Source organism: Desulfovibrio sp. Fe33 (assembly GCF_028532725.1).
GTDB lineage: Bacteria > Desulfobacterota > Desulfovibrionia > Desulfovibrionales > Desulfovibrionaceae > Pseudodesulfovibrio.
This window is the reverse complement of record NZ_JAQKGU010000013.1, coordinates 74,870-99,449: the sequence shown is the minus strand read 5'-3', so window position 1 is coordinate 99,449 and position 24,580 is coordinate 74,870. Positions and strand designations below refer to the sequence as shown.

Below are 24,580 nucleotides of genomic sequence, written 5' to 3'. Positions count from 1 at the left end.
GCCGGTTCTGCCGGCCGTTCAGGGGGGGTCGGTTTCCGCCGGCCCCCCTCTTTTTCTGCCGCAGCTGCGGGACGTCCCCGCCGAACCTTGAAACCACACCCGGGAATTCACCGTGAAAAATCTCTTTCTGACCATTTTCCTTTTGTTGCCGTCCTGGGCCGCTGCCGGGGAAGACCCCGGACAGGAAATACCCCGCATCTGCATGGATGCCGAAATACTGTCGGAAACGCCGGGAAACGACCCGGCCAGGGTTCTCGAATTGTACGGGCAATGCCTGGATGAACAACTTCCCGGCTAAATCCGGGCATCGGTGTTCTACAACATGGGCGTCATCCATCAGGACATGCGCAACTGGACCCGCGCCCTCCAGGATTACGAAGCCGCCACGCGGCTCGATCCCGGCGACTTCCAGTCATACAGCAACATGGCCTGGATTCTGGCGACCTCGCCGGACCCGGCCGTGCTCGACGGCGCGCAGGCGCTCCGCCTGTCCCGAAAAGCCTGCGCCATCTCGGCCAATCTGGGCACACAGGACACCCACGCGGCCGCCCTCGCCCGGACCGGCCGGTTCGACAAGGCCGCCGCTCTCCAGGCGGAACTGATACGCCGCGCTCGCCAGTTGGAAGGATTCCCGAAGGAACTGCTGAATGAGATGGAAAACCGGCTGAAGCTCTACGCCTCGGGTTCGCCCTACACGGAATCCGCGTCCACGACCGCATACTAACGCCAAGCGTCGCGCCGAAACGACCTTCCTTGTCCAGGCCTCGCCTGTTTCGGACGCAAAAAAGGACCGCCCCCAGGGGCGGTCCTTGCGCTTGGCCGAGTCGGACGGGACGGCTACTGCTTCAGATGCCAGACGCCCTTGTCGTCGCGCCAAGCCTTGGCCATGATGGTGTCGCCATCCTTTTCGTCCTTGATGTACACATCGCGATAGACCTTTTCCTCCGATACATAGGGCGGGCTGGGGGTGGCCGAATAGCTCGCTCCGGTGTCGGGGTTGGTCCAGGTGTGCGCCTGATCCGACCGGCCGGTTTCCAGGGTTTGCTGGACCTGGGCCTCGTCGTGCTTGTCCCATTCGTTGCCGACGATGTAGCCGATCAGGGTACCTACGCCCGCGCCCACGGCCGCTCCGAGGAGCTTGTCCTTGAACGTCAGCGCGCCGATGGTCGCGCCCGCCAAGCCGCCGACGGTCGCGCCTTGCTGAGCCTTGGTGGCGCAGCCGTATCCGGCAGCCATAAAGCAGGCCAACAGCGCGGCTATCAAAACTTTCTTCATGGCATCAACCTCCAGAAAATTACGGTGTTTTGCATTTTCAATCCGGTCCAGGGCCGAAATAGAGAACCGCCTTATATAATGTGCCCGTTGCGACGCGTCATGTCCAGCACGGATGCGAGGCCGCCCTTTCGGGGCGGACGGCGCGCCGGGCCTTGCAAATCGCCCGTTTTCAGGCTAGAGAAGCCTTTCCCTTTCAGAGGGAACCATATTACAAATAAGGAAGACGGAAAGACGATGATCAAGATCCGCAAAGATGACGGTCCCTTCGAGGGCCGCCCCCGCAAGGACGCCGAGCAAGGCTCCTCCAACGAATCCCCCCGCAAAGAAATGAACAGGCCGCGACGCGACGAACGACGCGGACCGCGCAAGTTCAACAAGCGCAACGACCGCGACTTCTTCGGCCGCAGGCCCGAAGCGCCCGTTCAGGACGAAGACGGTCCGTCCAAGTCCGACGAGGTCACCGGCCGCCGCTACAACGACATTTCCGACATCGACGAGCAGATTCTGAACCTGCTGGAAAAGCGCGCCTACCTCATCCGCAAGGAAGGGGCGTGGCGCAAGTCCCGCCAGAAGTCCCTGGTCGATCCCAAGCTGGAGAAGCTGCTGCGCGGCTCCTTCGACAGGGCGGCAGGCCGCCTCGGCCTCGACGCCAAGCTGTCCAAGCAGCTTTTCACCCTGCTCAACCAGTTCTCCCTGGCCGACGCGCGCAAGAAGTTCGAAGGCGAAGGCTACAAGCTCGCCCCGCGCGTTGAGCCCATCTCGGCGGGCATCACCGGCCCCCGCTCCTTCCGCTTCACCCGCATGATGCTGGCCATGGCCGCGAGCGCAGGAGCGTCCGTCACCCTGGCCCCGGTGACCATGAACGCCCCGAACAAGGACCTGGCCAAGGCCCTCAAGCAGGTCGGCGCGCCCATCCACTGGGACGACGACTTCATCCGCAACGATGGCGGCGGGTCCCTCCAGTTCGAAGGCAGCATGGCCTTTGTGGGCGAGGACAAGTTCAACTTCTACATGCTGCTCTGCCTGGCCCTGGGCCACGCGGGCCGATGCAAGTTCACGGGCAAGCCCTCCCTCCAGCTCCTGGACGCCTCGTCGCTGAACAAGGTGCTTCCGTCCCTGGGCGCACGGGTCGTCCCCATGAACCCGAACAATCCCGGCCTGCCTATCCGCCTGGAATGCGGCGGAGCCATGGACGAGGAAGTGACCCTGCCCGGCTTCATTGATCCGGATTTCGCGGCCGCCCTGACCCTGGCCGCATGGTCCTATCCCGGCGGGCTGACCATCAAGGGGCTCACCTCCGAAGCCCGCGACCGCGTGGCCGAAGCCGTGTCCGTGCTCGACGCCTGCGGCATCAAGGCCAAGCTCGGCAAGGATTCCGTGACCGTGTCCGACGGCGCCCCGTCCATCGAGCCCAGGCCGCGACTGCCCCTTTCCGTGCCCCTGAACGCCATGCTCCTGGCCCTGCCCCTGCTGTGCGGCGGCCAGATCAATGTTGAAGGCGCATGGCCCGTCGGCGAACAGGCCGACCGCGTGCTGGAGCAGCTCAAGGCGCTCGGCCTGCGCATCGACAAGGCCACCGAGAACGTGGTCGCCACCATGGAAGGCGAACTGCCCGAGGCAGCGGCCATCACCCTCGGCGCATCCCCCGATTTCATGCCCATGGCCCTCGCCCTGGCGCTCAAGGCGGGCGACGCCCGTCTGTCCGGCGCGGACAACGACGTGGCCATCGAGCTTCTGGACCGCATGGGCGCGAGCTACGAAATCGACGGCGACGTCATCGAGCTCAAACCCGGCAAGCCGCAGTGGGACGGCACCTGGTTCAGCCCCGACCCGATCTGGTCCATGGGCTGCGCCCTGGCCGCCTTCGCGGTGCCCGGCATCGTCCTCGAAAACCATGGCGAGGTGACGGCCACCTGGCCCGAGTTCTGGAACTTCTACAACTCCCTGCCCACGGGCAAGATGAAACCCAAACCGGAACGCGAGAAGAAGGATGAAACAAAAAGAAGAATCAAAATCCGGTAACAATCGGCTCAGCGATGACGTCAACGTCCTTGAGGCGGAGGTGGCGGAACTGAACCTGGACCTGGAAAAGACCAAGCAGGCCATACGGCGGCTTCGCGAAGAGGAAGATCCGGCCAACGGCGTGTATCGCCACGAGGAAATCTTCCGGATGCAGCAGGACAAGCTGCGCATCGACGTCGAAATCCAGTTCCGCACCAACAAGATAAACAGGATCAAGCTCGGCATCGAGGAGCTGGAGCCTTCGGAAGGCGTCAGGAACGGCTTCCTTTTCTGAGCCCCGCTTCATTGTACGACAAGGACCACCCCGTCCGGGGCGCGGCCTGGAGGATATTACCCGGAACGACCGCACCCGGACGGCATCGAGAGAGACCCCCGTATTCCAGGAGAAAGAGCATGGGCAAAAACATCACCCGCAAGATCATCGAGAAGCACCTCGTTTCCGGCAACATGGTTCCCGGCGAGGAGGTGGGCCTGCGCATTGACCAGACCCTGACCCAGGACGCGACCGGCACCATGGCCTGGCTTCAGTATGAAGCGATCGGCATCGGCCGGGTCCGCACCGACCTGTCCGTGAGCTACGTGGACCACAACACCCTTCAGATGGGCTTCCGCAACCCCGACGACCATCGCTTCCTGCGCACCGTGGCCGCCAAGTCCGGGGCGGTATTCTCACCCGCCGGAACCGGCATCTGCCACCAGTTGCACCTGGAAAACTTCGCCAAGCCCGGCGCGACCCTCATCGGCTCCGACTCCCACACCCCCACGGCGGGCGGCATCGGGGCCATGGCCATGGGCGCGGGCGGACTCTCCGTGGCGCTGGGCATGGCGGGCGAACCGTACTTCATTCCCATGCCCAAGGTCGTCAAGGTGAAACTGACCGGCGAGCTGACCGGATGGGCCCAGGGCAAGGACGTCATTCTTGAGCTGCTCCGCCGACTGACCGTCAAGGGCGGCGTGGGCAAGGTCTTCGAATACGCCGGTCCCGGCGTGGCCTCCCTGTCCGTGCCCGACCGCGCGACCATCACCAACATGGGCGCGGAGCTGGGCGCGACCACGTCCATCTTCCCCTCCGACGAAACCACCCGCGATTTCCTGGCCAAGATGGGCCGCGCCGAAGACTGGATCGAACTCGTGGCCGACCCGGACGCCGAATACGACGAAATCGTCGAGATCAACCTGTCCGAACTGGAGCCCATGGTGGCCCAGCCGCACATGCCGGACCAGGTGTGCAAGGTCAAGGAACTGGCGGGCAAGAAAATCGACCAGGTGGCCATCGGCTCCTGCACCAACTCGTCCTACTCCGATCTCAAGAATACCGCCCAGATACTGTCCGGCAAAATGACCCCGCCCGAGACCGACCTGCTCATCTCCCCCGGTTCCAAGCAGGTCATGAAGATGCTTGCGCGCGAAGGCCTCATCGAGCCTCTGCTCGATGCGGGGGCGCGTCTGCTCGAATGTTCCTGCGGCCCGTGCATCGGCATGGGCGGCTCCCCGGTGTCGGCGGGCGTATCCGTGCGCACCTTCAACCGCAATTTCGAAGGCCGCTCCGGCACGCAGGACGGCCAGATATTCCTGGTCTCGGCCCAGACCGCGGCGCGCCTCGCCCTGGACGGCGAATTCACCGACCCGGCCACCTGGGGCCCGGCTCCCGAGCGCGTGGCCCTGCCCGATGACGTCCCGTCCATCCGCGGCCTGTTCGTCTTCCCGCCCGAGAGCGGCGAACCCGTCGAAGTCCTGCGCGGCCCCAACATCGTGGCCCTGGAGGATTTCGACAAGCTGCCCGGCTCCATCGAGGCCAAGGTCCTGCTCAAGGTCGGCGACAACATCACCACTGACCACATCCTGCCCGCAGGCGCGCAGATCACCGCGCTGCGTTCCAACATTCCGGCCATCAGCCAGTATATCTTCTCCCGCGTGGACGAAGGATTCGTGGGCCGCATGAAGGAGCACGGCAAGGGCATCATCCTGGGCGGCGAGAACTACGGACAGGGCTCCAGCCGCGAACATGCGGCCCTGGGCCCGCGCCACCTGGGCGTCAAGGCCGTGGTGGTCAAATCCCTGGCCCGCATCCATCGCGCCAACCTCATCAACTTCGGCATCCTTCCCCTGCTCCTGGTCGACCCCGCGGACTACGACCGCATGGACGAAGGAACCGACCTGACCATCCCGGCCTCGGAGATCACCCCCGGCGGCATCGTGAACATGGTCGCCGGTTCGGGCGCAACCGTTGCGGTCACAAATGATTTGACCGAAAAGGAACTACAGATTATCCAGGCAGGTGGTCTCCTGAACGCCGTTCGGGAAGGCAAGTCCTAAGACAGGCACGACGGTGTCTCCCCGCTTCGGGGAGGCACCCCGTTCATCATAGCTATCGGAGCAGAAATGTTAGAAATAATGCGCGAGAACGCGTCCGGCTGGATCGTCAAGATACTCTTCGCCATCATCATCATCGTCTTCGTCTTCGCCTTCGGCATGTCCGGGCTGGACAACTCGGGCGACCCGACCGTGGCCACGGTCAACGGGCAAACCATCTCCAGGGCGGAATACGAGGAGATGTTCATGCGCGCATCGGAAAACCTCCGCCGCTCAAACCCCGATCTGCCCGCCGGGCAGCTTCGGTCGCCCGAATTCAAGCAGATGGTCCTGGGCGAGCTGATCAGCCAGAAGCTGCTCCTCGGCGAGGCCGAAAAGCTCGGCATCCGCGCTTCCGACAAGGAAGTGGCCGCAGGCATCGCGGCCGTGCCCGCCTTCAAGGATGAAAAAGGCGCCTTCAGCAACGACCGCTACCAGGCCGCCCTCCGGGAAATCCGCATGACCCCGGCCGAGTTCGAAAAGAGCTACCGCCGCGATCTGACCATGCAGAAAGTCAAGGACGCCGTGGCCGCCTCGGCCGACGTGTCCGAGGCCCAGGCCCGCCAGCTCTTCGATTGGATCGCCGAGCAGGTGCGCATAGACTACATCGAAATCCTGCCCGTCGACTTCCGCAACCAGGCGGATGTCAGCGCGGCCGAGGTGAAGTCCTACTACGACGAGAACCAGGATCGTTTCAGAATCCCGGCTCAGACCTCCCTGCGGACCATCACCTTCACCCCGGAGAACCTGGCCAGGTTCCAGACCGTCTCCGACGATGAAATCAAGGCCTACTTCGAAGCCAACAAGGACTCCATGCAGGAGCCCGAACAGATTCACGCCCGCCACATCCTGGTCGCGGTTAAGAGCTCCGACTCCGACGCCGACAAGGAAAAGGCCAAGGCCCGCATCGACAAAATCTACGAAGAAGCCAAGGCCGGCGCGGACTTCGCCCAGCTCGCCAAGGACAACTCCGACGGCCCCAGCGCCTCCAACGGCGGCGACCTGGGCTGGTTCGGCAAAGGCTCCATGGTGCCCGACTTCGAGGAAGCGGCCTTCGCCCTGGACAAGGGCGGCGTCTCCAAGCCGGTCCAGACCCGCTTCGGCTGGCACGTCATCAAGGTCGAGGACAAGAAGGAAGGGACCACCAAGACCCTTGAAGAGGCCACGGACGAAATCAAGACCCGTCTGGCCCAGGAAAAGGGCTCCGACAAGGTCAACGAAATGCTCGACCAGGCCACCGACCGCCTTGTCTCCGGCATGAAGCTGGACGACATCGCCGCCGAGCTCGGCATCGAGGCCGTCGCCACCGATCCCATGCCCGCCCAGTTCCTGGCCCAGACCTTCGGCATGTCCGCCGACGCGGCCAAGGCCGTGACGGACCTCGCCCCGGGCGACACATACAAAAGCCCCGTGTCCATCAACGGCGGCTACATACTCGTGGAAAAAATCGAGGACATCCCGTCTTCGGTCATGGCCCTCGACCTGGTCCGCCCGACCATCGTCGATACGCTCAAGAGCCGCAAAGGCGCTGAACTGGCCGAGAAAGAGGCCGAGAAGATTCTTGCCGAGCTGACCGGGCCCAACGCCAAGGCCGCCGCCGAGAAATACGCTTCCCGCATCAAGACCGGCAAGCCGTTCAACCGCCAGGGCAACACCGAGCTCGGCCAGAACGAACCGCTGGCCCAGGCCGCTTTCGCAGCCAAGGACAACAACTGGCTCAAACTCGTCTACACCATGCCCGACGGCGGCGCCGTCGTAGCCCGCCTCAACGAGCGCATCCCGTCCCCTGACGCGACCTGGAAGGAACAGAAGCAATTCTGGATTGACCAGGCGAGCCAGAACTACCGAAACGAAACCCTTGCCGCATTCATGGACGACCTCAGCAAGAACGCCAAGGTCGACATAGCCAGGCCCGACATCCTGAAATAGCAAGGCGTCACGATTACCGACCCGAAAAAGGGCTGCTCGCATTGAGCAGCCCTTTTTTTCGAACTATCCCTTAGTTCTTTGAAGAGAAAAATCAGGTGTTGAAAGCCGCTTCGCGGCAATAATCAGATGATTTCGCCTCCGGCGGGCAAGGGCTCGCACCCTTGCATCCCATGTATGCGCCTTCGGCGCGGGCTTTTTTCCCGCATGGACGATTGTTCGGGACTGAAGAAGGCAGGGCCCGCCCTGCAACCCGCCGGGGCGCTGCCCCGGACCCCGCCAGAGAACCCTTTGAAAAGGGTTCTCTGGACTCTCCCAAACTTTTTGGCGCCGCTTCGCGGGGGGCGGACGACCGCGAAGATTTTGCCTGAATTTGGTTAAATGGGATTGCTACTCCGGTGTAGGTAAAACGATACCCCACACAATTCCGCGTGGATTTCCCTCTTCAAAATATCCCCTGTGAATCGGGCGGGGAAAACGGCGGAAAACAGTGCGCGAAGAGACGCATTATCCGGTCCGTTTTCCCCGCCCGATTCGCACCATGGCATGGCCGGAAGCATTCCGCCGCCGCCCCCCGAGCGCAGCGAGGGCGATGGGGGTGCAGGGGGCTTTGCTCCCTGCCGGGTCTAGGGCAGCGCCCTAGTCTCTCCGAAGGAGACCGCCGGTAGGCCCGCCGGAGGCATTCCATCCGCCGCCGCCTTCGCAGTCACCACAGCCTAGTCCGGCATTTTCAGCACGGCATAGAAGCCGTTGGATTGGTGCCCGTGCATGGTCTCGTATACGACCTCTTCGAAAACCAGAGTCCGGAATCCCGAGAAGAGCGCTTCCATGTGGTCCCGGTCGTGATGTCGGAGGGTGCCGCCGTCTTCCACGTCGAAGATGCCGTAGATGCCGTATTTTTCCTGGCCGATCTGATAGCGGTCGAGGTTGCGGCGGTCACGGTTGAGCAGGAAATCGTTGACGTACAGCACGCCTCCGGGTTTGAGCACCCGCTTCAGCTCGAGAAGGGCCCTGGCCTGGACGCCGGTGTCCGGCATACAGGTGAAGACCGCGAGCATGACGGCGGCGTCGAAGCTGTCGTCCCCGTAGGGCAGAGGGCCGCCGGGATAGGCGGTAAGATCAAGCTCCGGATGTTCCTCCAGGCCGCGTCGGACAAGGGGCTCGGAAAAATCGATCCCGGCGAGGTCCGCGTAACCTGCGGTGGCCAGCTCGGCCATGATCCGGCCGTAACCGCAGCCGAAATCCAGAATGCGCGCGTTCCTGTCGGGAACATGCTCGGCAAACACGTCGAATTGAAACGGAGTGGTGAAGTTCTTGGCCGAGCATTTGTCGGTCCAATAGCGTCTAGGGTCCGGGATGGGAAAGCTCCTTGCTAAAGAGTCATGCGAACGGTGTAGAGATTGCGTCCGCGCTGGACGCGCATCAGGACCGTCTTCTGCATTCGATTCCGCAGGAAGGCGTTGAGCAGGTCAACGCCCGTGGCCAGGCTGCGATTGCCGATCTGATGGATGATGTCGCCCTGCTTGAGACCGAGCCTGGCGGCGGCGGAACCGGGAACCACGCCGGTCACTTCCGCGCCCGGACTTTTGGACCTGTCGACCAGGCCGAAGCCCCAACGGTTGCGCACGAGATCCAATGCCATTGTCTTGTCCAGAACCTGAGGCCTGAGATTCAGGCGGCTCCGCTTTCCGTCGCGCAGGACATCCAGGGCAACGGATTCGGATTTGGTAACGTTGGCCAGCCGGTTCAGGTAGTCGCTCTTGTTGGCGACGGTCCGGCCGTTGAAGCCGAGAACCACATCGCCGGGCTTTATGGACGCGCCCGCCGCCGGAGTGCCGGGATGCACCTCGGTGACGAGCATCCCGTTGAGATTTTCGAGGTCGAAATACCGGGCGACAGCCTGGTCGACGTCCTGGCCGAACAGGCCGAGCCAGATGGGCGACACGTGGCCGGAGTCGAGCAGTTCGGCTATGACGTGCTTGGCCTTGTTGATGGGAATGGCGAAGCCGATGCCCTCGGCCCGGGCCTGGATGGCCGTGTTGATGCCGATGAGCTCGCCGTTGATGTTCAGGAGCGGCCCGCCGGAGTTGCCGGGGTTGATGGCGGCGTCTGTCTGGATAAAGCTGCCGAAGGCTCCGCTGTTGGTCTTCATGGGCCGGTTCAGGGCCGAGACAACGCCCGTGGTCACGGTGTTGGAATAGCCGAACGGGTTGCCGATGGCGATAACGGTCTCGCCGATGAAAATGCCGTCCGAATCCCCCATGGAGACCTGGGGAAGCCCTCCGCCGTCTTCGAGCTTGAGCACGGCCAGATCGAAGTCGGAATCCGAACCGACCAGATCGGCCTTGAATTCGCGGCCGTCCATGAGACGAACGGCAATCTCGCCGCCCGAGGCCACGACGTGCGCGTTGGTCAGGACCAGTCCTTTTTCGCCGTCGATGATGACGCCCGAGCCGAGGCTCCTGGACTGGCGCGGCTGCCGACCGTAGTACTCGTTGAAAAATTGGTCGAAAAAGGGATCGCCGAAGGGCGAGCCGCCTCCGCCCCGCGCGACCGAGGTGACGGTGATGTTGACCACCGAGGGACTGACGGCCTGAACCGCGCGGACCACCGGAGTCCGGCGGTCTGCGGAAAGGGCCGGAGTGGACGCGAAAACGAGCAGAAGCAGGGAAAGGAGGAAGACAGCGCGTTTCATGCTACCTGCCCTGGGACATGGCCCGGAGACGCGCGATGCGGTCCTCGATGGGAGGATGAGTGGCGAACAGGGACGCCGCCCTGCGGCCGCTGAACGGGTTGACGATGAACAGGTTCTCCGTGACGGGATTGCCCTGGAGCGGCACCTGCCTGGAAGCAGCGTCGAGCTTGGCCAGCGCGTCGGCCAGATCGTTCGGGTTGGAGAGCTTAGCGCCCGTGGAGTCCGCCAGGTATTCGCGGGACCGGGAAATGGCCATCTGGATCAGGGTGGCCGCGATGGGCGCGAGGAAAGCCATGACCAGGGCGGCCAGCGGATTGCTCCCCTCCTCGTCGCGGGAACCGCCGCCGAAAATGGCCGTCCACTGAAGGATGTTGGCGATGAACACGATGGCCCCGGCCAGGACGGCGGCTATGGTCTGAATGAGGATGTCGCGGTTGACGATGTGGCCGAGTTCGTGGGCCAGCACGCCCTTGAGTTCGTCGGGATCGAGAATATTGACGATGCCCCGGGTCACGGCGACCACGGCGTTCTGCGGGTTGCGGCCCGTGGCGAAGGCGTTGGGCGCATCCTGGGGGACGAGCACTATGCGGGGTTTGGGAATGCCCGCCGCCCGGGCCATTTCCTCAACAACCCGGTGGATGTGCGGGGCGTCGCCGGGCGACAGGGGCTGCGCCTTGTACATGCGCAGGACGATCTTGTCAGAATACCAATAGCTTCCCACGTTCATGAGCATGGCGAAGCCGAACGCCAGGAACAGGCCCGCACGGCCGCCCATAGCCCCTCCCAGGGCCATCAGCAGGCCGGTCAGCAGGCTCAAAAGCAGCAGGGTTTTTATCTGGCTGGTCATAATGATTCAATCCTCCGGCATAGATCATGGTTGCGAAGATCAATAGATAGGAATTCGGATACAAAGGTCAAGCCCTTGCACATCCTCGCGCGAACAGGGTCGCCCATGGGTTGGTTTATTGTTATGGTACTGAGAAAAAACGCAGATACAGTTTGCCCACCCGAAAAAATCGTTATACTACGATAGGGCAATGGCCCACAGAAGAATCCGCGAGGTCGATTCCATGAAAGCATGTAAATCCGAGGGCGGCACGCCCAAAACCACTGAAATTTCCACCGTCGGCGTCGCCAAGATAGCCAACCCGATCAAATTTGGCCGCTTCGTCGACGAGGACAACGCCGTGCTGGTGAACATCACCCGCCGGACCGTGGAGGGGTCCCCCAAAAGCCGCAAAAAGCCCGAGCACATCTATTTCGAGCCCGCCGGTCCCAGGGACAAGATATACTACGACCCCAGCAAGACCAAATGCGCGGTCGTCACCTGCGGCGGGTTGTGCCCCGGCCTGAACGACGTCATCCGGGCCATCGTCATGGCCGCCCACCACGAATACAAGGTCCCGTCCGTGCTCGGCATCCAATACGGCCTCGCCGGGTTCGTGCCCGAGCAGGGATACGACGTCATCGACCTGACCCCTGAATTCGTCTCGCGCATCCACGAATTCGGCGGCACGGTGCTGGGCTCTTCGCGCGGGCCCCAGGACCCCGAGGTCATCGTTGACGCGCTTGAGCGCATGAATGTCTCCATCCTGTTCATGGTCGGCGGCGACGGGACCATGCGCGCGGCCTCCAAGGTGGTGGCCGAGATCGAGAAGCGCGGGCTGTCCATCTCCGTTGTCGGCCTGCCGAAGACCATCGACAACGACATCAACTACGTTTCGCCGTCCTTCGGCTTCGACACCTCGGTGGAAACCGCCGCCATGGCCATAAAGGGGGCGCACGTGGAGGCCACGGGCGCGCCGTGGGGCATCGGACTGGTCAAGGTCATGGGCCGCAGCGCCGGATTCATCGCGGCCCAAAGCGCCCTGTCCTGCCAGGAGGTCAACTTCTGCCTCATCCCCGAAGACCCCTTCGACATCCACGGCGAAAACGGTTTTCTCGCCGCCCTGGACGAACGCATGAAATCGCGCGGCAACGCGGTCATCGTGGTGGCCGAGGGCGCGGGCCAGGACCTGCTCGAAGACACCGGCAAGGCTGACGCCTCGGGCAATGTCCAGTTGAGCGACATCGCCTCGCTGCTCAAAAAGGAAATACACGAACATTTCGCGAAACAGGGCATCGAGACAACGCTCAAGTACATCGACCCGAGCTACATCATCCGGTCGGTCCCGGCCAACGCCAACGACCGCATCTACTGCTCGTTCCTGGGCATCCACGCCGTCCATGCGGGCATGTCCGGCCGCACGGGCCTGGTCATCTCCCGCTGGAACGGACGATACGTGCATATTCCCATGAGCCTGGTCACCAAGGGGAAAAAGAGCATCAACACCTGTTCGAACTACTGGCGCGCCGTGCTCGAATCCACGGGACAGCCCGTATCCATGAAGAACGATTAATGTGAACAATAATTATTCTTGATTTGTAAGCTTGACGGTTGTATGCATCTTTGAAAGTTGATAATTATCGGTTCGAGGTATGAAATGGCAATATCCACAAGGGGGTTTGTATGGATGTGCTGATGCTTTCACGGTTGCAATTTGCCGCAGCCACCATGTTTCACTTCATTTTCGTGCCGCTGACGCTGGGACTGTCCGTCCTCATCGCGTGCATGGAAACGGCCTATGTGCGCACCGGCAACGAGACGTACAGGAAAATGGCCAAATTCTGGGGAAAACTCTTCCTGGTGAACTTCGCATTGGGCGTGGTCACAGGCATCACCCTGGAATTCCAGTTCGGCACCAACTGGTCCCGATACTCCGCCTACGTGGGCGACATCTTCGGCTCGCTGCTGGCCATCGAGGCCACCGCCGCGTTCTTCCTTGAGTCCACCTTTATCGGCGTTTGGCACTTCGGCTGGGAAAAGCTCTCGCCCAAGGCCCACGCCACCGTCGCCTGGCTCGTGGCGGGCGCGTCCAACCTTTCGGCCATCTGGATTCTCATCGCCAACGGCTTCATGCAGAATCCCGTGGGCTACACCCTGCGCAACGGCAGGGCCGAGCTGACCGACTTCTTCGCGGTCATCACCAACAAGTACGCGTGGCTCGAATTCTTCCACGTGATCCCGGCCTCCCTGCTCCTGGCCGGATTCTTCATCGTCGGCATCTCCGCATGGCACCTGCTGCGCAAGAGCCACACCGACTTCTTCCAGAAATCCTTCAACCTGGGCATCAGCGTGGCCCTGGTATTCGGCCTGTTCACCGCGGCCGAAGGCCACATCCACGGCAACAACCTGTCCGACACGCAGCCCGCCAAGCTGGCCGCCATGGAATCCCATTGGGAAACCCAGCGGCAGGCTCCCATGTATCTCCTGATTATTCCGGGCGAGGACGGCAACGTGCTCCAGGCCCTGCCCCTGCCCGGCGTGCTGAGTTTCCTGGCCTACAACGACTTCAACGCCGAAGTGACGGGACTGAACGACATTCCCAAGGAAGACCGGCCCCCCGTGGCCCTGACCTTCCTCTCCTTCCGGCTGATGGTCGGCCTGGGCACCCTGTTCATCATGGTGGCCGCCTTCGGCTTCCTGATGCGCAACCGGCTGGACAAGTTCCCGCTCTTCCTCAAGGCCCTGCCCTTCTGCATCCCGCTGCCCTACATCGCGATTTGGGCCGGTTGGACCCTCACCGAGGTGGGCCGGCAGCCGTGGATCGTCTACGGGCTCATGCGCACTTCGGACGCGGTCTCGCCGGTGGGAGCCGCCGAGGTCGGGTTCACCCTCGTGCTCATGACCCTGCTCTACGCCCTGCTTGGCGCGGTCGGCATCTGGCTGATGGTCAAGCTGGCCAAGAAGGGTCCCGAGGACCACACGCCCATCCAGGTCTAACTTCAGCGAATAAAGGAGAAAATCTATGGAAACTTTGATGGAAACCGGTTCGCTGCACTACTACCTGGCGATGATTTGGTTCATCCTCTGGGGCGTGCTCTGGGCCGTCTACTTCATCCTCGACGGCTTCGACCTGGGCGTCGGCACCCTCATGCCCTTCCTCGCCCGGACCGAAACCGAAAAACGGGCCATCCTCAACTCCACCGGCCCCTTCTGGGACGGCAACGAGGTCTGGCTCATCGCGGCCGGCGGCGTGACCTTCGCCGCCTTCCCCTACGCCTACGCGCAGATGTTCAGCGGCCTGTACATGGCGCTGATGCTGCTCCTGTTCACCCTGATCGTGCGCGGCGTGTCCTTCGAGTTCCGCTCCAAGGTGGAAAGCCCCGCCTGGAAAAAGATCTGGGACACCGCCCACTCCCTTTGCTCCTTCCTGCCTGCCCTGCTGCTGGGCGTGGCCTTCGGAAACATCTTCCAGGGCATCCCGCTTGACGAAACCGGGTTCTCCCAGGCCGGACTGTTCGGCCTGCTCAACCCCTACGGCATCGCGGGCGGCGTCCTGTTCGTGACCATGTTCATGATGCACGGCGCGCTGTGGCTGTGCATCCGCACCACCGGCGAGCTCAAGCAGCGCGCCGAGTCCATGGCCACCAAACTGTGGCCCGGCGTGGTGGTCCTGACGGTCCTGTTCCTGGCCTACACCGCCGTGTCCACGCAGTTGTTCAGCAACTACATGGTCTACCCGGTCCTCTTCGTCATCCTGCTGCTGCCCGTGGCCGGACTGGTGCTCATGCGCACCTACCTCGGCGCAGGCCGGTACTGGATGGCCTGGGCCTCCAGTTGCCTCTACATCGGCGGCACGGCCCTGTTCGGCGTGATCGGCATCTTCCCGGCCATCATCCCGTCCAATCCCAACCCGGCCCACAGCCTGACCATCATGAACTCCGCGTCGAGCCCCCTGACGTTGCAGATCATGCTCGGCGTGGCCGTCGTCTTCGTCCCGCTGGTCATCGGCTACCAGTTCTGGGTCTACAAGCACTTCGCCACGGCCATGACCGAAGACGACCTGCACTACTAGGAAGCCCCCCTTCCCCGACCGAACGACCGCCCGGTCCGGCACCCGCCGGACCGGGCTTTTTCATGTTCGCCGGGGAACATCTTCCGCGCACCGATTCATTTTGAAGGTGGAGATCAAAGGCAAAGATTGAAGGCAGGGATGGAACCGCCTTCGGCGGGGATGACGGGTGACTTCGCCTCCGGCGGCCAAAGGGGCAAGCCCCCTTTGGAAACCTCATGCGCCTTCGGCGAAAACGTTTTGCTTCCTGAGATTGCGCATTCCGGATTCCGCGCCCCTTGTCAGGCATGGGACCGGCATTGAAATTTTACTTCATTTTGTTTTGTCAAGATTGACAATTGATATGTTTTCACAGAAAATGTTTTATCTAAATTAACAACAGTGAGGCTTACACATGGTTTCCTGTCCGCACGCGGAAATTCCGCTGGGGAACTGGGTTGAAGCGGTTTCCCGGCCGGATTTCGGCTCCCGGCTGGCCGTGCCGTTGGCCGGAGAAACGGTTCCGGCAGGATTTCCGTCGCCCGCCGAAGAGTATCTGGAGAAACGGCTTGATCTGAACGAGCACCTGGTGGCCCGGCCGGAGGCCACCTATTTCGTGCGCGTGTCCGGCGACTCCATGATCGGCGCGGCCATCCACCACGGCGATCTTCTGGTGGTGGACCGCTCCGTGGAACCGAAGCCCGGCAATGTGGTCATCGCCCTGGTAGACGGCGAATTCACGGTGAAACGGCTGCGCAGGACCCCGTTCGGGTTGGAGCTGGCCCCGGAGAACCCTGAATATACGCCCATACAGCTCAACGACGACACGGATTTCCTCGTGTGGGGCGTGGTTCTCCACGTGGTGCATAAAGTATGACGACCGGCGGGCCGGGCAGCCGTCGACGTCCCCCGGTATCGCGGCGAGGCCGAAGGGGCGGCGCTCCCGCAAGCCGCGCAAAGAAGGGACACGGGACATTTCATGCCCAAGAGTTACGCGCTGATCGACTGCAACAATTTCTACGCGTCGTGCGAGCGGGCGTTCCGGCCGGAACTGGCCGAGCGGCCCGTGGTGGTCCTGTCAAACAACGACGGATGCGTGATCGCTCGGTCCGAGGAGGCCAAGGCCCTGGGCATCGGCATGGGCACGCCGTACTTCAAGTGCCGGGCCATGCTCGAACGGAACGGGGTGGCGGTATTTTCATCCAACTACGCCTTGTACGGCGACATGTCGGCGCGGGTGATGCGAATTCTGTCGCGGTACTGTCCCGACGTGGAGGTCTATTCCATAGACGAAGCGTTCTGCGACCTGACGGGCGTGCCGGGCGGAGCCGCCGCGTATGCGCGCCGGTTGCGGGCCACGGTGTTCGCCTGGACCGGTATCCCGGTCTCCGTGGGCATCGCCCGGACCAAGACCCTGGCCAAACTCGCCAACAGGTTCGCCAAGAAGCAGAAACGGTGCCGGGGCGTGTTCGACCTGGACGCCAGCCCGGACCCGGACCGGGTGCTCGGATGGACCGACATCGGCGAAGTATGGGGCATCGGCCCCCGACACGCCAAGCGGCTGCGGGCCATGGGCGTGGACAGCGCCCTCAAGTTCCGGGAATTGAAACGGGACTGGGTGCAAAAAAAGATGACGGTCAGCGGACTGCACACCCTGCTCGAACTGCGCGGCTTTCCCTGCCACGGTTTCCATTCCGGCCCGGCGGACAAGAAAACCATCGTGTCTTCCCGCTCATTCGGCCACCCGGTCACGCGGCTCGACCACATGCTCGAAGCCGCTTCCCAATACACCACGCGGGCCGCCGAAAAACTACGCAAGCAAGGGTCCGTGGCCTCCGGCATCCTCGTCTATCTCCAGACGAATTCGTTCAAGCTCGGCCAGCCCCAGTATTCCAACACGCTGGCCATGCCGCTGGCCGTGGCCACCGCGCACACCCCGACCCTCATTCGGGCCGCCAGATCCGGCATGGAACACATCTTCCGCGACGGCTACCAATACAAGAAATGCGGCGTCATGCTCTCCGGCCTCGAACCCGAACGCGGCCGCTGGCTCAACCTCCTCGCCCTGCCCCCGGCGCACCGGCCGCACGACGGACCGCTCATGCGCGCCGTGGACGACGTCAACACCCGATGGGGGCGCGATACCGTGTCCTTCGCCGCCTCAGGCGTCAAACAGGAATGGCGCATGAAACGCGAGATGCGCTCGCCCCGATACACCACGGTCTGGGAGGAAATACTTACCGTCCAGGCCAAGTAGGAGGGGAATACGCCCGGCGCGGCCGCCGGATGATTCAGCCGTTATCAGCTCGTCCAGGCCCTGTTCGGGACACGGCCGAATCCGCCGCCCTTCGTCTTTGCCGGAGTAGGGGCAACACGCGGGACGAGACCGGCCCCCCCCCTCCCCATTGCACCAGTCCCGTCTAATAAAAATATCCCCACAACATATTGCTCAGACAGCAAGATGCCGTGTTCAAAGGCATCTCCAGGAAAGCCCGGGCGGAACGCCGCCGGAAATCATGGAAAAAACCGACGGGAAGGGGGGCGGCCGTCTTTACCTGGCGTGCCCAAAAAGGTAACTGACGGGGCGTATGGTACAGGAACAGCCCAAGAAACGGACCAGATCCAGGCTGGCGGCGGTACCCCTGGCCTTGGCCTGCGCGGCGGTGCCTCTGGGGACTCTGCTCTCGCGATTCGCCGGTCCCGGTCCGGAAAGCTCCCCCTTCCTGCCCTGGCTCCTCCTGGCGGCCCTGGGCACTGTGCGCGCCATTCTCTTCCGGCGCTCCGGAGAACGATTGCGGCCCCGCTTCTTTCTGGAATTGGGCATGTTCGCCGTTCTCTGCTCCATCGCGGTCCTCTATCACAAGGACATCTTCCGCCAGCTTGCGGCGTTCACGCCCGTAATCCCGGAGTTGGTCCCGGCCGTGATGCTCTGCTTCTGCTGGCTTTGGGTCATGACCTTCGGCCTGCCCGACCGGGCGGATTTCCAGCGGTTCGGCGCGGTGCTCGGATTGCTCTGCGCGCTCGACCTCGGCGTGGAGGCGTTCATCTACCGGGCCGCGCCCTCGATGCGCTGGATCGGAAACATCGACCTGCTGGCAGGCCTGCTCCTCATCTGCCTGTGCGCCTCCCTCCGGCCCGGCCCGGCCGATGACGGCCTGTATGAGCCGGACCAGGGCGCGCCGATCTACCGCGCGCTGATCCTGGCGGGCATTCTGGCCACCCTGTCGCGTACCGGGCTGTTCGCTGCCGGGTGGATATACCTCTGTTTCGGGCGAGGCGGGCGCTGGTTCCGCACATCCGTGTTCCTGGCCTGTTTCGCGGCCCTGGCCCTCACCTTCCGCCTGCCGATCACGCCCTCGGACCTGAGCCGGTACGTGGACTACTGGCTCTGGGCCAAGTCGCTGTCCCTGTTCGCCCAGAATCCGCTCCTGCTGCTGACCGGGCTGCCGCTGGACCACGCCCTGCCCTTCACCTTTCCGCCTGAAATGGTCCCCGTATGGGAACGGGTCACGGGCTCGCCGACCCTGTTCGGCGCGCACCTGTCCCAGGTGCCGTCCTTCTGGCTGCGGCTCACCCTGGGCTGGGGGGCCGTCCTGCCCGCCGTCTGCCTGGTAGGACTGTTCACGCTGATTTTCCGGCGGCTGACGCGCATGGGCGCGGGACTGGCCGCCATCATCTTTGTCCAGGGCGTTTCCACGCCCCTGTTTTACGAGCCATCCACGGGCGCCGTGGCGGGGCTGGCCCTGCTCCTCGCCCTGTCCCCGACCCAAGGCTGGTCCGGCGTGAACAGGAAACGCCCATCCGGGCCGACCGACTGCCCCCAACCCGAAGAAAATCCGGCCGAAGAGTGGGACATGCGTCCGCTCTAGGTCCGGCCAGAGACCATCATGACTCATTTTTCCGATACCGCCCCCATTCTGGTCACCTGTCCCAAGGACATGCCCGAATACCTTCAGGCCGAACTCGCCGGGTTGGGCTTCGAACAATCCATTCCGCTCGACGCGGGCGTGGAGGTTCAAGGCAGCCTGGCCGACTGCATGAGCCTCAACCTGTGGATTCGCACGGGCCACAGGGTGCTCTTCGAGCTGAAAAGGTTCCGCGCCTTCGATGCGGATGAACTGTACCGCGAGACCAAAGCCGTCCCGTGGGAGGAGTACATCCCGGTCGACGGATATTTTCGGGTGGACGCCTCCATCCGCGACACCACGGTCAATGATTCGCGATTCGCCGGACTGCGGGTCAAGGACGCGGTGGCCGACCGCTTCATGGAGCGGTTCAAGACGCGGCCGGACTCCGGCCCGGACACGCACGGAGTCTGCCTGTTCCTGCACTGGCGCGAAAACCGGGCGACGCTCTACCTGGACACCACGGGCGAACCGCTGCCCAGGCGCGGCTATCGCAAGCGGCCCCACAAGGCTCCCATGCAGGAGACCTTGGCCGCAGCCTGCATCCTGGCCGCGGACTGGCCCGAGACCGCCCGTCGGGGCGGGCACTTCATCGCGCCCATGTGCGGCTCCGGCACCCTGGCCATCGAGGCCGCGCTCATGGCCATGAACGGGGCCCCGGGGTTGTTGCGCGACGAGTTCGCCTTCATGCACGTCAAAGGCTATGAACCGGACGTGTGGGACGAACTGCTCGGCGCGGCCGAAGACGCGGAGATTCCGGAGATAAAAGGCCGAATCATCGCCACGGACCACGATCCGGAAGCCATAGAAGCGGCCAGGGACAACGCCCGCCTGGCCGGAGTGGGCGATTTCATCGAGTTCGCCGTCTGCGATTTTACCGAAACCGAAGTCCCGGAAGGTCCGGGCGTGGTCATGCTCAACCCGGAATACGGCAAGCGGCTGGGGGACATGGACATGCTCAAGGACGTATACCGGGGGATCGGCGACTTCTTCAAGCAACGGTGCGGCGGCAAGACCGGCTTCATCTTCACCGGCAACATGGACCTGGCCAAATGCGTGGGGCTGCGCACCCGGCGACGTCGCGTCTTCTGGAACGCCAAGATCGAATGCCGATTGCTGGAATACGAGCTGTATGACGGGACGAAAAAGGGCGGCGAGGCCTAGCCGCACGCCCATGGGACGAAGCGGGGACACGCTATAACCAGGGGTGGATAATTCGAGGTTTCAGGCGTATACACTGCCGACAATGAAACAATCGCTGAGCTACACCTACATTCTGCTCGTGACGAGCATGATGCTCTGGGGCGGCACCTGGGTGGCCGGGCGCGTCCTGGCCCAGTCCGTCCATCCCATGACCGCCGCCGTGCTGCGCTTCGGCCTAGCCTCGCTGATCCTGCTGTTCATGTGCTGGCGGGCCGACGGGCGGCTGCCCCGGCTCAAACGTGACCAGATCCTGCCGGTGACCTTTCTGGGCGCGACAGGGGTGTTTGCCTACAGCCATTTCTTTTTTACCGGTCTCCAATCCATTCCGGCCGGGCGGGCAGCGCTTATCGTCGCCTGCACTCCGGTGTGCATCGCCGCCATCTCCGCCCTGTTCTACGGGGAAAAATTCGGCCCGTTGCGCATCGCCGGGGCGGTCCTCTCGCTGGTGGGGGTGTCCATAGTCATCGCCGACGGCGACCCGATCGCCCTTCTGGCCGGAGGGGTGAGCCGGGGAGATTTCATGATCCTCGGATGCGTGGCCAGTTGGACCGCCTACACCATGGGAGGCCGGTCCGTCATGAAACGGCTGCCGCCGCTGACCTCGGTAGCCTGGTCCAGCTTCACCGGCACGCTCATGCTCCTGCCCGTGGCCCTGGTGCAGGGGCTCGCCGCCGATATCGTCCGCCTCCGCCCCGTGGACTGGGGCTGCGTGGTCTTTCTCGGATTCCTGGCCACCGCCCTGGCCTACTACTGGTACTACCGGGCCATCAACGTCATCGGCGCATCCAGGGCGGGCATCTTTATCAACATGGTTCCCGCCTTTGCCGTCATCACCGGCTTTCTGCTCCTGGACGAACCCATCCACCTCTCCCTGGCCGTGGGCGGAAGCATGATTCTCTGCGGCGTCTATCTCACCAACCGAACCTGATCCGGCCGAACGGCCGGAACACCCGGCCGTTGCCTTCGCCGTGCCCATGGCGCATACTCGTGCCCTCAAGGAGGATCGCATGGACGACAAAATAGAACGACTGGAGAGCCTTATCGCCCTTCAGGACCGAACCATGGAAAAACTGAGCGATCAGATATTCGACCAGCAGAAGCAGATCGACGATCTCAAGAGACTGGTCGAACGCCTGGCCCAGAAAGTCCGCAACATGGACGAAGAAATGGAAAACGGCGGGCCGGTCGACGTGCCGCCGCCGCACTACAACGGGTAAGAGACGGCATGAACGCGCCCGACGCCCGACAGATCATCGAACGCCTCGGCCTCACCCCGCACCCCGAGGAAGGCGGCTGGTTCCTGGAAACCCACCGGACCGGCGAGAGCCTTCCCCGCGAGATTTTGCCCGGCCGCTACGACGGGCCGCGCGCCTTGGGCACGGCCATCTATTACCTGCTCACGCCCGGCACCTATTCGCACATGCACCGGCTTCGGTCCGACGAGATATTCCATTTCTACGCGGGCGGCCCCTGCGAAATGCTCCAGCTCCACCCGGACGGGCCCGGCGAAACGCTTGTCCTGGGCAACGACATCCTGGCCGGGCAGCGGCCCCAGATCGTCGTGCCCCGCGATTCCTGGCAGGGACTGCGCCTGCTTCCGGGCTCGCCCTTCGCCCTCATGGGCTGCACCGTGGCCCCGGGCTTCGAATACGCCGACTACGCGCACGGCGACCGGACCGAACTGGTCACCTCCTACCCAGAATTCCGCGACCGGATCATCCGCCTGACCGCCGAATAGGAAAAGGGCGCGCCTCCGCGAGGAAGACGCGCCCGTGGGCAGGCGGCAAAAATGGCGCAGGCGTCTGACGTATCGACGCCTAGACCGTTGCGGCCTCCGGCCACTCCACCGCTCCAGGAAAACCGGCCTGTTGCGGCACGTCGCGCCATGCTTGCCGCTTCGTCGCCCAAGCCGCTTTCTCTTCGTCGGCCAGCGGCGCATCAGCAAGCTGGGTCCAGTCGCTTTCCGCCAGCAGCCTGTCGCGCTCGGCCCGCGCCTTCCCGGCCAAATCCGCATCCCTGGCGGCTTCATCCACCACGGCGCTAACCGCAGTTTCCCGGAAGACCAGGTCCTCGCCCCTGATCCACGCGGTCACATAGACGGTGTACGGATCGCGCTTGAGCGGCAGGGCCTCATTGTAGCCGAGTTCGTTCAGTTCCTCGCGGGTCAGGCCCGAAAACGGGCGGATCATTCCATATTGTTCCAAGCGGGCCGGGGCGTTAAGCCGAAAGGTTCCGTCGGGGTATCTCCACATGATGAGTCTCCTTAAAAGGCATTGTTGTACTTTGACGATGATTCCATAAGCGCCAGGCCGATGTGCAGCTTTCCCGACTCGTTGTATGCCGTCGAGGTGCTGGCCACCTTGAATCCGGTGGAGGTGAAAACGAAGTCCGTTCCTTCCATCTCCGGCTCGCTGCTGTTGGGTTTAAGGAATCTCTTGACGGGATTGACGGGGTTGGCCGCCACATTCCTGTCGGACCAGTTCCTCGAATCGCTGCTGACGTTCTTCAGGAAAAGGAGCGCCTTCACTCTGCCGCCGACATCCACGAACGGACCATTCGCGCTACCAGTCCCGCGATATTCGACGAACTTCACGACGTCCGACTCCGCGAAAACGTACAGCACGTACTCCCCGTTCAAGGCATTGACGCCGGTTCCCGTGCCGAGAGTGACAAACGACGAGTCCGGCTCGGTGTTGTTCCATGCGGCTGGGGACGCCACTGAGCTGTTTGCGGTTTCCAGATGTTGATATACTGTCGCGCCCGATGCGCGGTTGTAGGTGAGCCGCCCCTGAGCCGTGTCGAGCCGGATCGCCATCACGAAACACGGCGGGCGGCCAAAATTGTGAGCGACCTTGCGCCCGGCGACGCCGTCGCCGGTATACCGTATCGCCTCGAATCCCTGAGCGGGATCGGCCTTGAGGCAAACATCCACGTATCCGGCCCCGGCATGATTCGCTGAAGAAGAGCCGCCCAAGGTATATCCGTCCAAGGCGAACCCCGTCAGGGAATCCCCATCCGCGGCTTCAGCCGCCTCTACGTCGATCTTCAGGTATTTCCCCGGCCCGCGCACGGAATCGAACAACGCCCAGGAGCGCGAATTGTCCCGGTCCTTGCTCAACACAAAGCCGGGCCGGAAACCGAGGCCGGAGACGGCGGCCGTCCCGCCCGTGCCGGTCCGCAGGACAACATCCGCGAACCGGGACGAGTCGCACACGGCGGGGGCCTCAAGACCAGCGGAACTAAGTGCGCGGAACCCTTCGGAAGGCGTGTAGTCCCAGGTCTCTTCACGAAACCGCATCGTGATGTTCATCTGCCGCGCCGTAGTCCGGTCCATGGCCGTGAAATGGTACGAGCCGGGCGGAATGTTCTCTATCGTGTATTGCAGCTCACCATTGCAATACCCGGCAAGCGTGCCTGCGTCGGCATCAAACTCAAGCCCCATGACGCCGCCCCCGGCAATATCGGGAAACACGGTCCCATCCACCGGCACTCCGCCGAAGTGAACCACATCGGAGAAGCCGTAAAACCATTCGTTGAGCGATACCGTTTCCGAGGTGGACGAACTGGTTTTCCTGGTCGAGATCACCCCGCCGACCAGAACTGCGGGGTCCGTGTGGCGGTTCACGATTTCGATATACCACTTCCTTGATGACATGGAGAGCGTTGAATACGCCTGCTCCCTCAAGGAATCGGTGGTCAGCATACTCGTATTCCCGTCACCAAGCGTTGCCGTGCCGGCGCCGGTCTTGAGGGGGTTGATTGTCGCATGGTTGTCAGTGGGCGTATCCGTTGTCTGCACCGCACCGGGAAGCGTCCAGTGGTTGCCGTTGTCGCAGACATCGTTGCCGGGGTTGGCCGCGTCGGAGAAGTCGAGCAGCGTGTGGAGCTTCAGGCCGTAAAGCAGCCACGGCATCCACAGTCCGGCGACCACTCCCGACGGAGCGTAAAACGCGGTGAAGTCGAGAGCGGACTCGACCACGGCGAGCCGGGAATAGTACCCCTTGTCCGACCCGGCGAACGCGGCCAGCGCTTCGGAGACGAGTCCCGCGTAGGTTGTGGCCGAGACGGTGAAGGTCCCCACCTCCGCATCCTGTTTCCAAACCGTTGCGACCGTGCCCGCCTTTCTGACGGTCAGCAGGTAATGGTTGGTCGGGTCGCACAGGGGCTTGGCCGGGTCCACCGCTACGGGTTTCCAGCCAAAGGCGACGGTCGCATCCACGGCCGGAGCGCCCTCCGACGACAGCCCGGCTTCGCACAGGGCCGAGTATTCGATGGGAGCCGGATACCGGCCCCGGGCGGACGAAGCCGCTTCCTTCGGAGTCAGCATG

22 protein-coding genes are annotated in these 24,580 nt (G+C 63.2%); 16 read left to right on the top strand and 6 right to left on the bottom strand.

All coding sequences use genetic code 11. The annotated features are described in order from the left end of the window. Positions 1–112: 112 nt before the first annotated feature. Positions 113–298 carry a hypothetical protein gene (locus PSN43_RS15065; protein ID WP_272701560.1) on the top strand — a complete coding sequence of 62 codons (186 nt, stop codon included), beginning with the start codon at positions 113–115 and terminating at the stop codon, positions 296–298. 12 nt (positions 299–310) lie between these two features. Next, positions 311–724, top strand: coding sequence for a tetratricopeptide repeat protein (locus PSN43_RS15060; protein ID WP_272701559.1), 414 nt, complete (start codon positions 311–313; stop codon positions 722–724). Between the two features lie 113 nt (positions 725–837). Here PSN43_RS15060 and PSN43_RS15055 read toward each other — a convergent pair whose 3' ends face one another. Next, complete coding sequence (locus PSN43_RS15055; RefSeq protein WP_272701558.1) at positions 838–1,275, bottom strand: glycine zipper domain-containing protein; 438 nt, start codon at positions 1,273–1,275, stop codon at positions 838–840. 234 nt (positions 1,276–1,509) lie between these two features. Here PSN43_RS15055 and PSN43_RS15050 point away from each other — a divergent pair, with 234 nt between their 5' ends. The 4 genes from PSN43_RS15050 to PSN43_RS15035 all read left to right on the top strand — a co-directional run bounded on the left by PSN43_RS15050 (position 1,510) and on the right by PSN43_RS15035 (position 7,578). Then, a complete protein-coding gene (locus PSN43_RS15050) occupies positions 1,510–3,297 on the top strand; it encodes a chorismate mutase (protein WP_272701557.1) in 1,788 nt (595 codons plus the stop codon). Then, positions 3,266–3,571 carry a hypothetical protein gene (locus tag PSN43_RS15045; protein WP_272701556.1) on the top strand — a complete coding sequence of 102 codons (306 nt, stop codon included), beginning with the start codon at positions 3,266–3,268 and terminating at the stop codon, positions 3,569–3,571. Before PSN43_RS15050 ends, PSN43_RS15045 begins: the two co-directional genes overlap by 32 nt. 119 nt (positions 3,572–3,690) lie before the next feature. Then, on the top strand, positions 3,691–5,613 hold the full coding sequence (locus PSN43_RS15040) for an aconitate hydratase (RefSeq protein WP_272701555.1): 1,923 nt from the start codon (positions 3,691–3,693) through the stop codon (positions 5,611–5,613). Between the two features lie 66 nt (positions 5,614–5,679). Then, entirely contained in the window at positions 5,680–7,578 is a 1,899-nt protein-coding gene (locus tag PSN43_RS15035) for a SurA N-terminal domain-containing protein (RefSeq protein ID WP_272701554.1), read from the top strand. Between the two features lie 713 nt (positions 7,579–8,291). On the opposite strand, the gene PSN43_RS15030 is transcribed toward PSN43_RS15035, so the two are convergent. The 3 genes from PSN43_RS15030 to PSN43_RS15020 all read right to left on the bottom strand — a co-directional run bounded on the left by PSN43_RS15030 (position 8,292) and on the right by PSN43_RS15020 (position 11,117). Continuing rightward, positions 8,292–8,861 (bottom strand): class I SAM-dependent methyltransferase, encoded by a 570-nt coding sequence (locus PSN43_RS15030; RefSeq protein WP_272701553.1) that lies wholly within the window; start codon positions 8,859–8,861, stop codon positions 8,292–8,294. An 86-nt stretch (positions 8,862–8,947) separates the two neighbouring features. Continuing rightward, a complete protein-coding gene (locus PSN43_RS15025) occupies positions 8,948–10,270 on the bottom strand; it encodes a trypsin-like peptidase domain-containing protein (protein ID WP_272701552.1) in 1,323 nt (440 codons plus the stop codon). 1 nt (position 10,271) lies between these two features. Then, the gene (locus tag PSN43_RS15020; protein WP_272701551.1) at positions 10,272–11,117 is read right to left on the bottom strand and encodes a zinc metalloprotease HtpX; all 846 of its coding nucleotides are present in this window, start codon (positions 11,115–11,117) and stop codon (positions 10,272–10,274) included. Between the two features lie 223 nt (positions 11,118–11,340). Between PSN43_RS15020 and PSN43_RS15015 the strand changes: the two genes are divergently transcribed. The 10 genes from PSN43_RS15015 to PSN43_RS14970 all read left to right on the top strand — a co-directional run bounded on the left by PSN43_RS15015 (position 11,341) and on the right by PSN43_RS14970 (position 21,990). After that, positions 11,341–12,669, top strand: coding sequence for an ATP-dependent 6-phosphofructokinase (locus tag PSN43_RS15015; RefSeq protein WP_272701569.1), 1,329 nt, complete (start codon positions 11,341–11,343; stop codon positions 12,667–12,669). Between the two features lie 110 nt (positions 12,670–12,779). Continuing rightward, a complete protein-coding gene (locus PSN43_RS15010; protein ID WP_272701550.1) occupies positions 12,780–14,093 on the top strand; it encodes a cytochrome ubiquinol oxidase subunit I in 1,314 nt (437 codons plus the stop codon). A 25-nt stretch (positions 14,094–14,118) separates the two neighbouring features. Continuing rightward, positions 14,119–15,168 carry a cytochrome d ubiquinol oxidase subunit II gene (gene cydB / locus PSN43_RS15005; RefSeq protein WP_272701549.1) on the top strand — a complete coding sequence of 350 codons (1,050 nt, stop codon included), beginning with the start codon at positions 14,119–14,121 and terminating at the stop codon, positions 15,166–15,168. Positions 15,169–15,559: 391 nt separating this feature from the next. After that, positions 15,560–16,021, top strand: a complete 462-nt coding sequence (locus PSN43_RS15000) for a LexA family protein (protein ID WP_272701548.1) — start codon at positions 15,560–15,562, stop codon at positions 16,019–16,021. A gap of 102 nt (positions 16,022–16,123) precedes the next feature. Then, entirely contained in the window at positions 16,124–17,401 is a 1,278-nt protein-coding gene (locus PSN43_RS14995) for a Y-family DNA polymerase (RefSeq protein WP_272701547.1), read from the top strand. 331 nt (positions 17,402–17,732) lie between these two features. Then, positions 17,733–19,013: a hypothetical protein gene (locus tag PSN43_RS14990; protein ID WP_272701546.1), complete on the top strand. Its 1,281-nt coding sequence runs from the start codon at positions 17,733–17,735 to the stop codon at positions 19,011–19,013. 18 nt (positions 19,014–19,031) lie between these two features. After that, the gene (locus PSN43_RS14985; protein ID WP_272701545.1) at positions 19,032–20,213 is read left to right on the top strand and encodes a THUMP domain-containing class I SAM-dependent RNA methyltransferase; all 1,182 of its coding nucleotides are present in this window, start codon (positions 19,032–19,034) and stop codon (positions 20,211–20,213) included. A gap of 82 nt (positions 20,214–20,295) precedes the next feature. Beyond that, complete coding sequence (locus tag PSN43_RS14980; RefSeq protein WP_272701544.1) at positions 20,296–21,180, top strand: DMT family transporter; 885 nt, start codon at positions 20,296–20,298, stop codon at positions 21,178–21,180. A gap of 79 nt (positions 21,181–21,259) precedes the next feature. Then, the gene (locus tag PSN43_RS14975) at positions 21,260–21,469 is read left to right on the top strand and encodes a SlyX family protein (protein ID WP_272701543.1); all 210 of its coding nucleotides are present in this window, start codon (positions 21,260–21,262) and stop codon (positions 21,467–21,469) included. An 8-nt stretch (positions 21,470–21,477) separates the two neighbouring features. Further along, positions 21,478–21,990 carry a cupin domain-containing protein gene (locus PSN43_RS14970; RefSeq protein ID WP_272701542.1) on the top strand — a complete coding sequence of 171 codons (513 nt, stop codon included), beginning with the start codon at positions 21,478–21,480 and terminating at the stop codon, positions 21,988–21,990. A gap of 79 nt (positions 21,991–22,069) precedes the next feature. Here PSN43_RS14970 and PSN43_RS14965 read toward each other — a convergent pair whose 3' ends face one another. Beyond that, entirely contained in the window at positions 22,070–22,504 is a 435-nt protein-coding gene (locus tag PSN43_RS14965; RefSeq protein WP_272701541.1) for a tail fiber assembly protein, read from the bottom strand. Positions 22,505–22,515: 11 nt separating this feature from the next. Further along, positions 22,516–24,579 (bottom strand): DUF7483 domain-containing protein, encoded by a 2,064-nt coding sequence (locus PSN43_RS14960; RefSeq protein WP_272701540.1) that lies wholly within the window; start codon positions 24,577–24,579, stop codon positions 22,516–22,518. Position 24,580 lies beyond the last annotated feature (1 nt).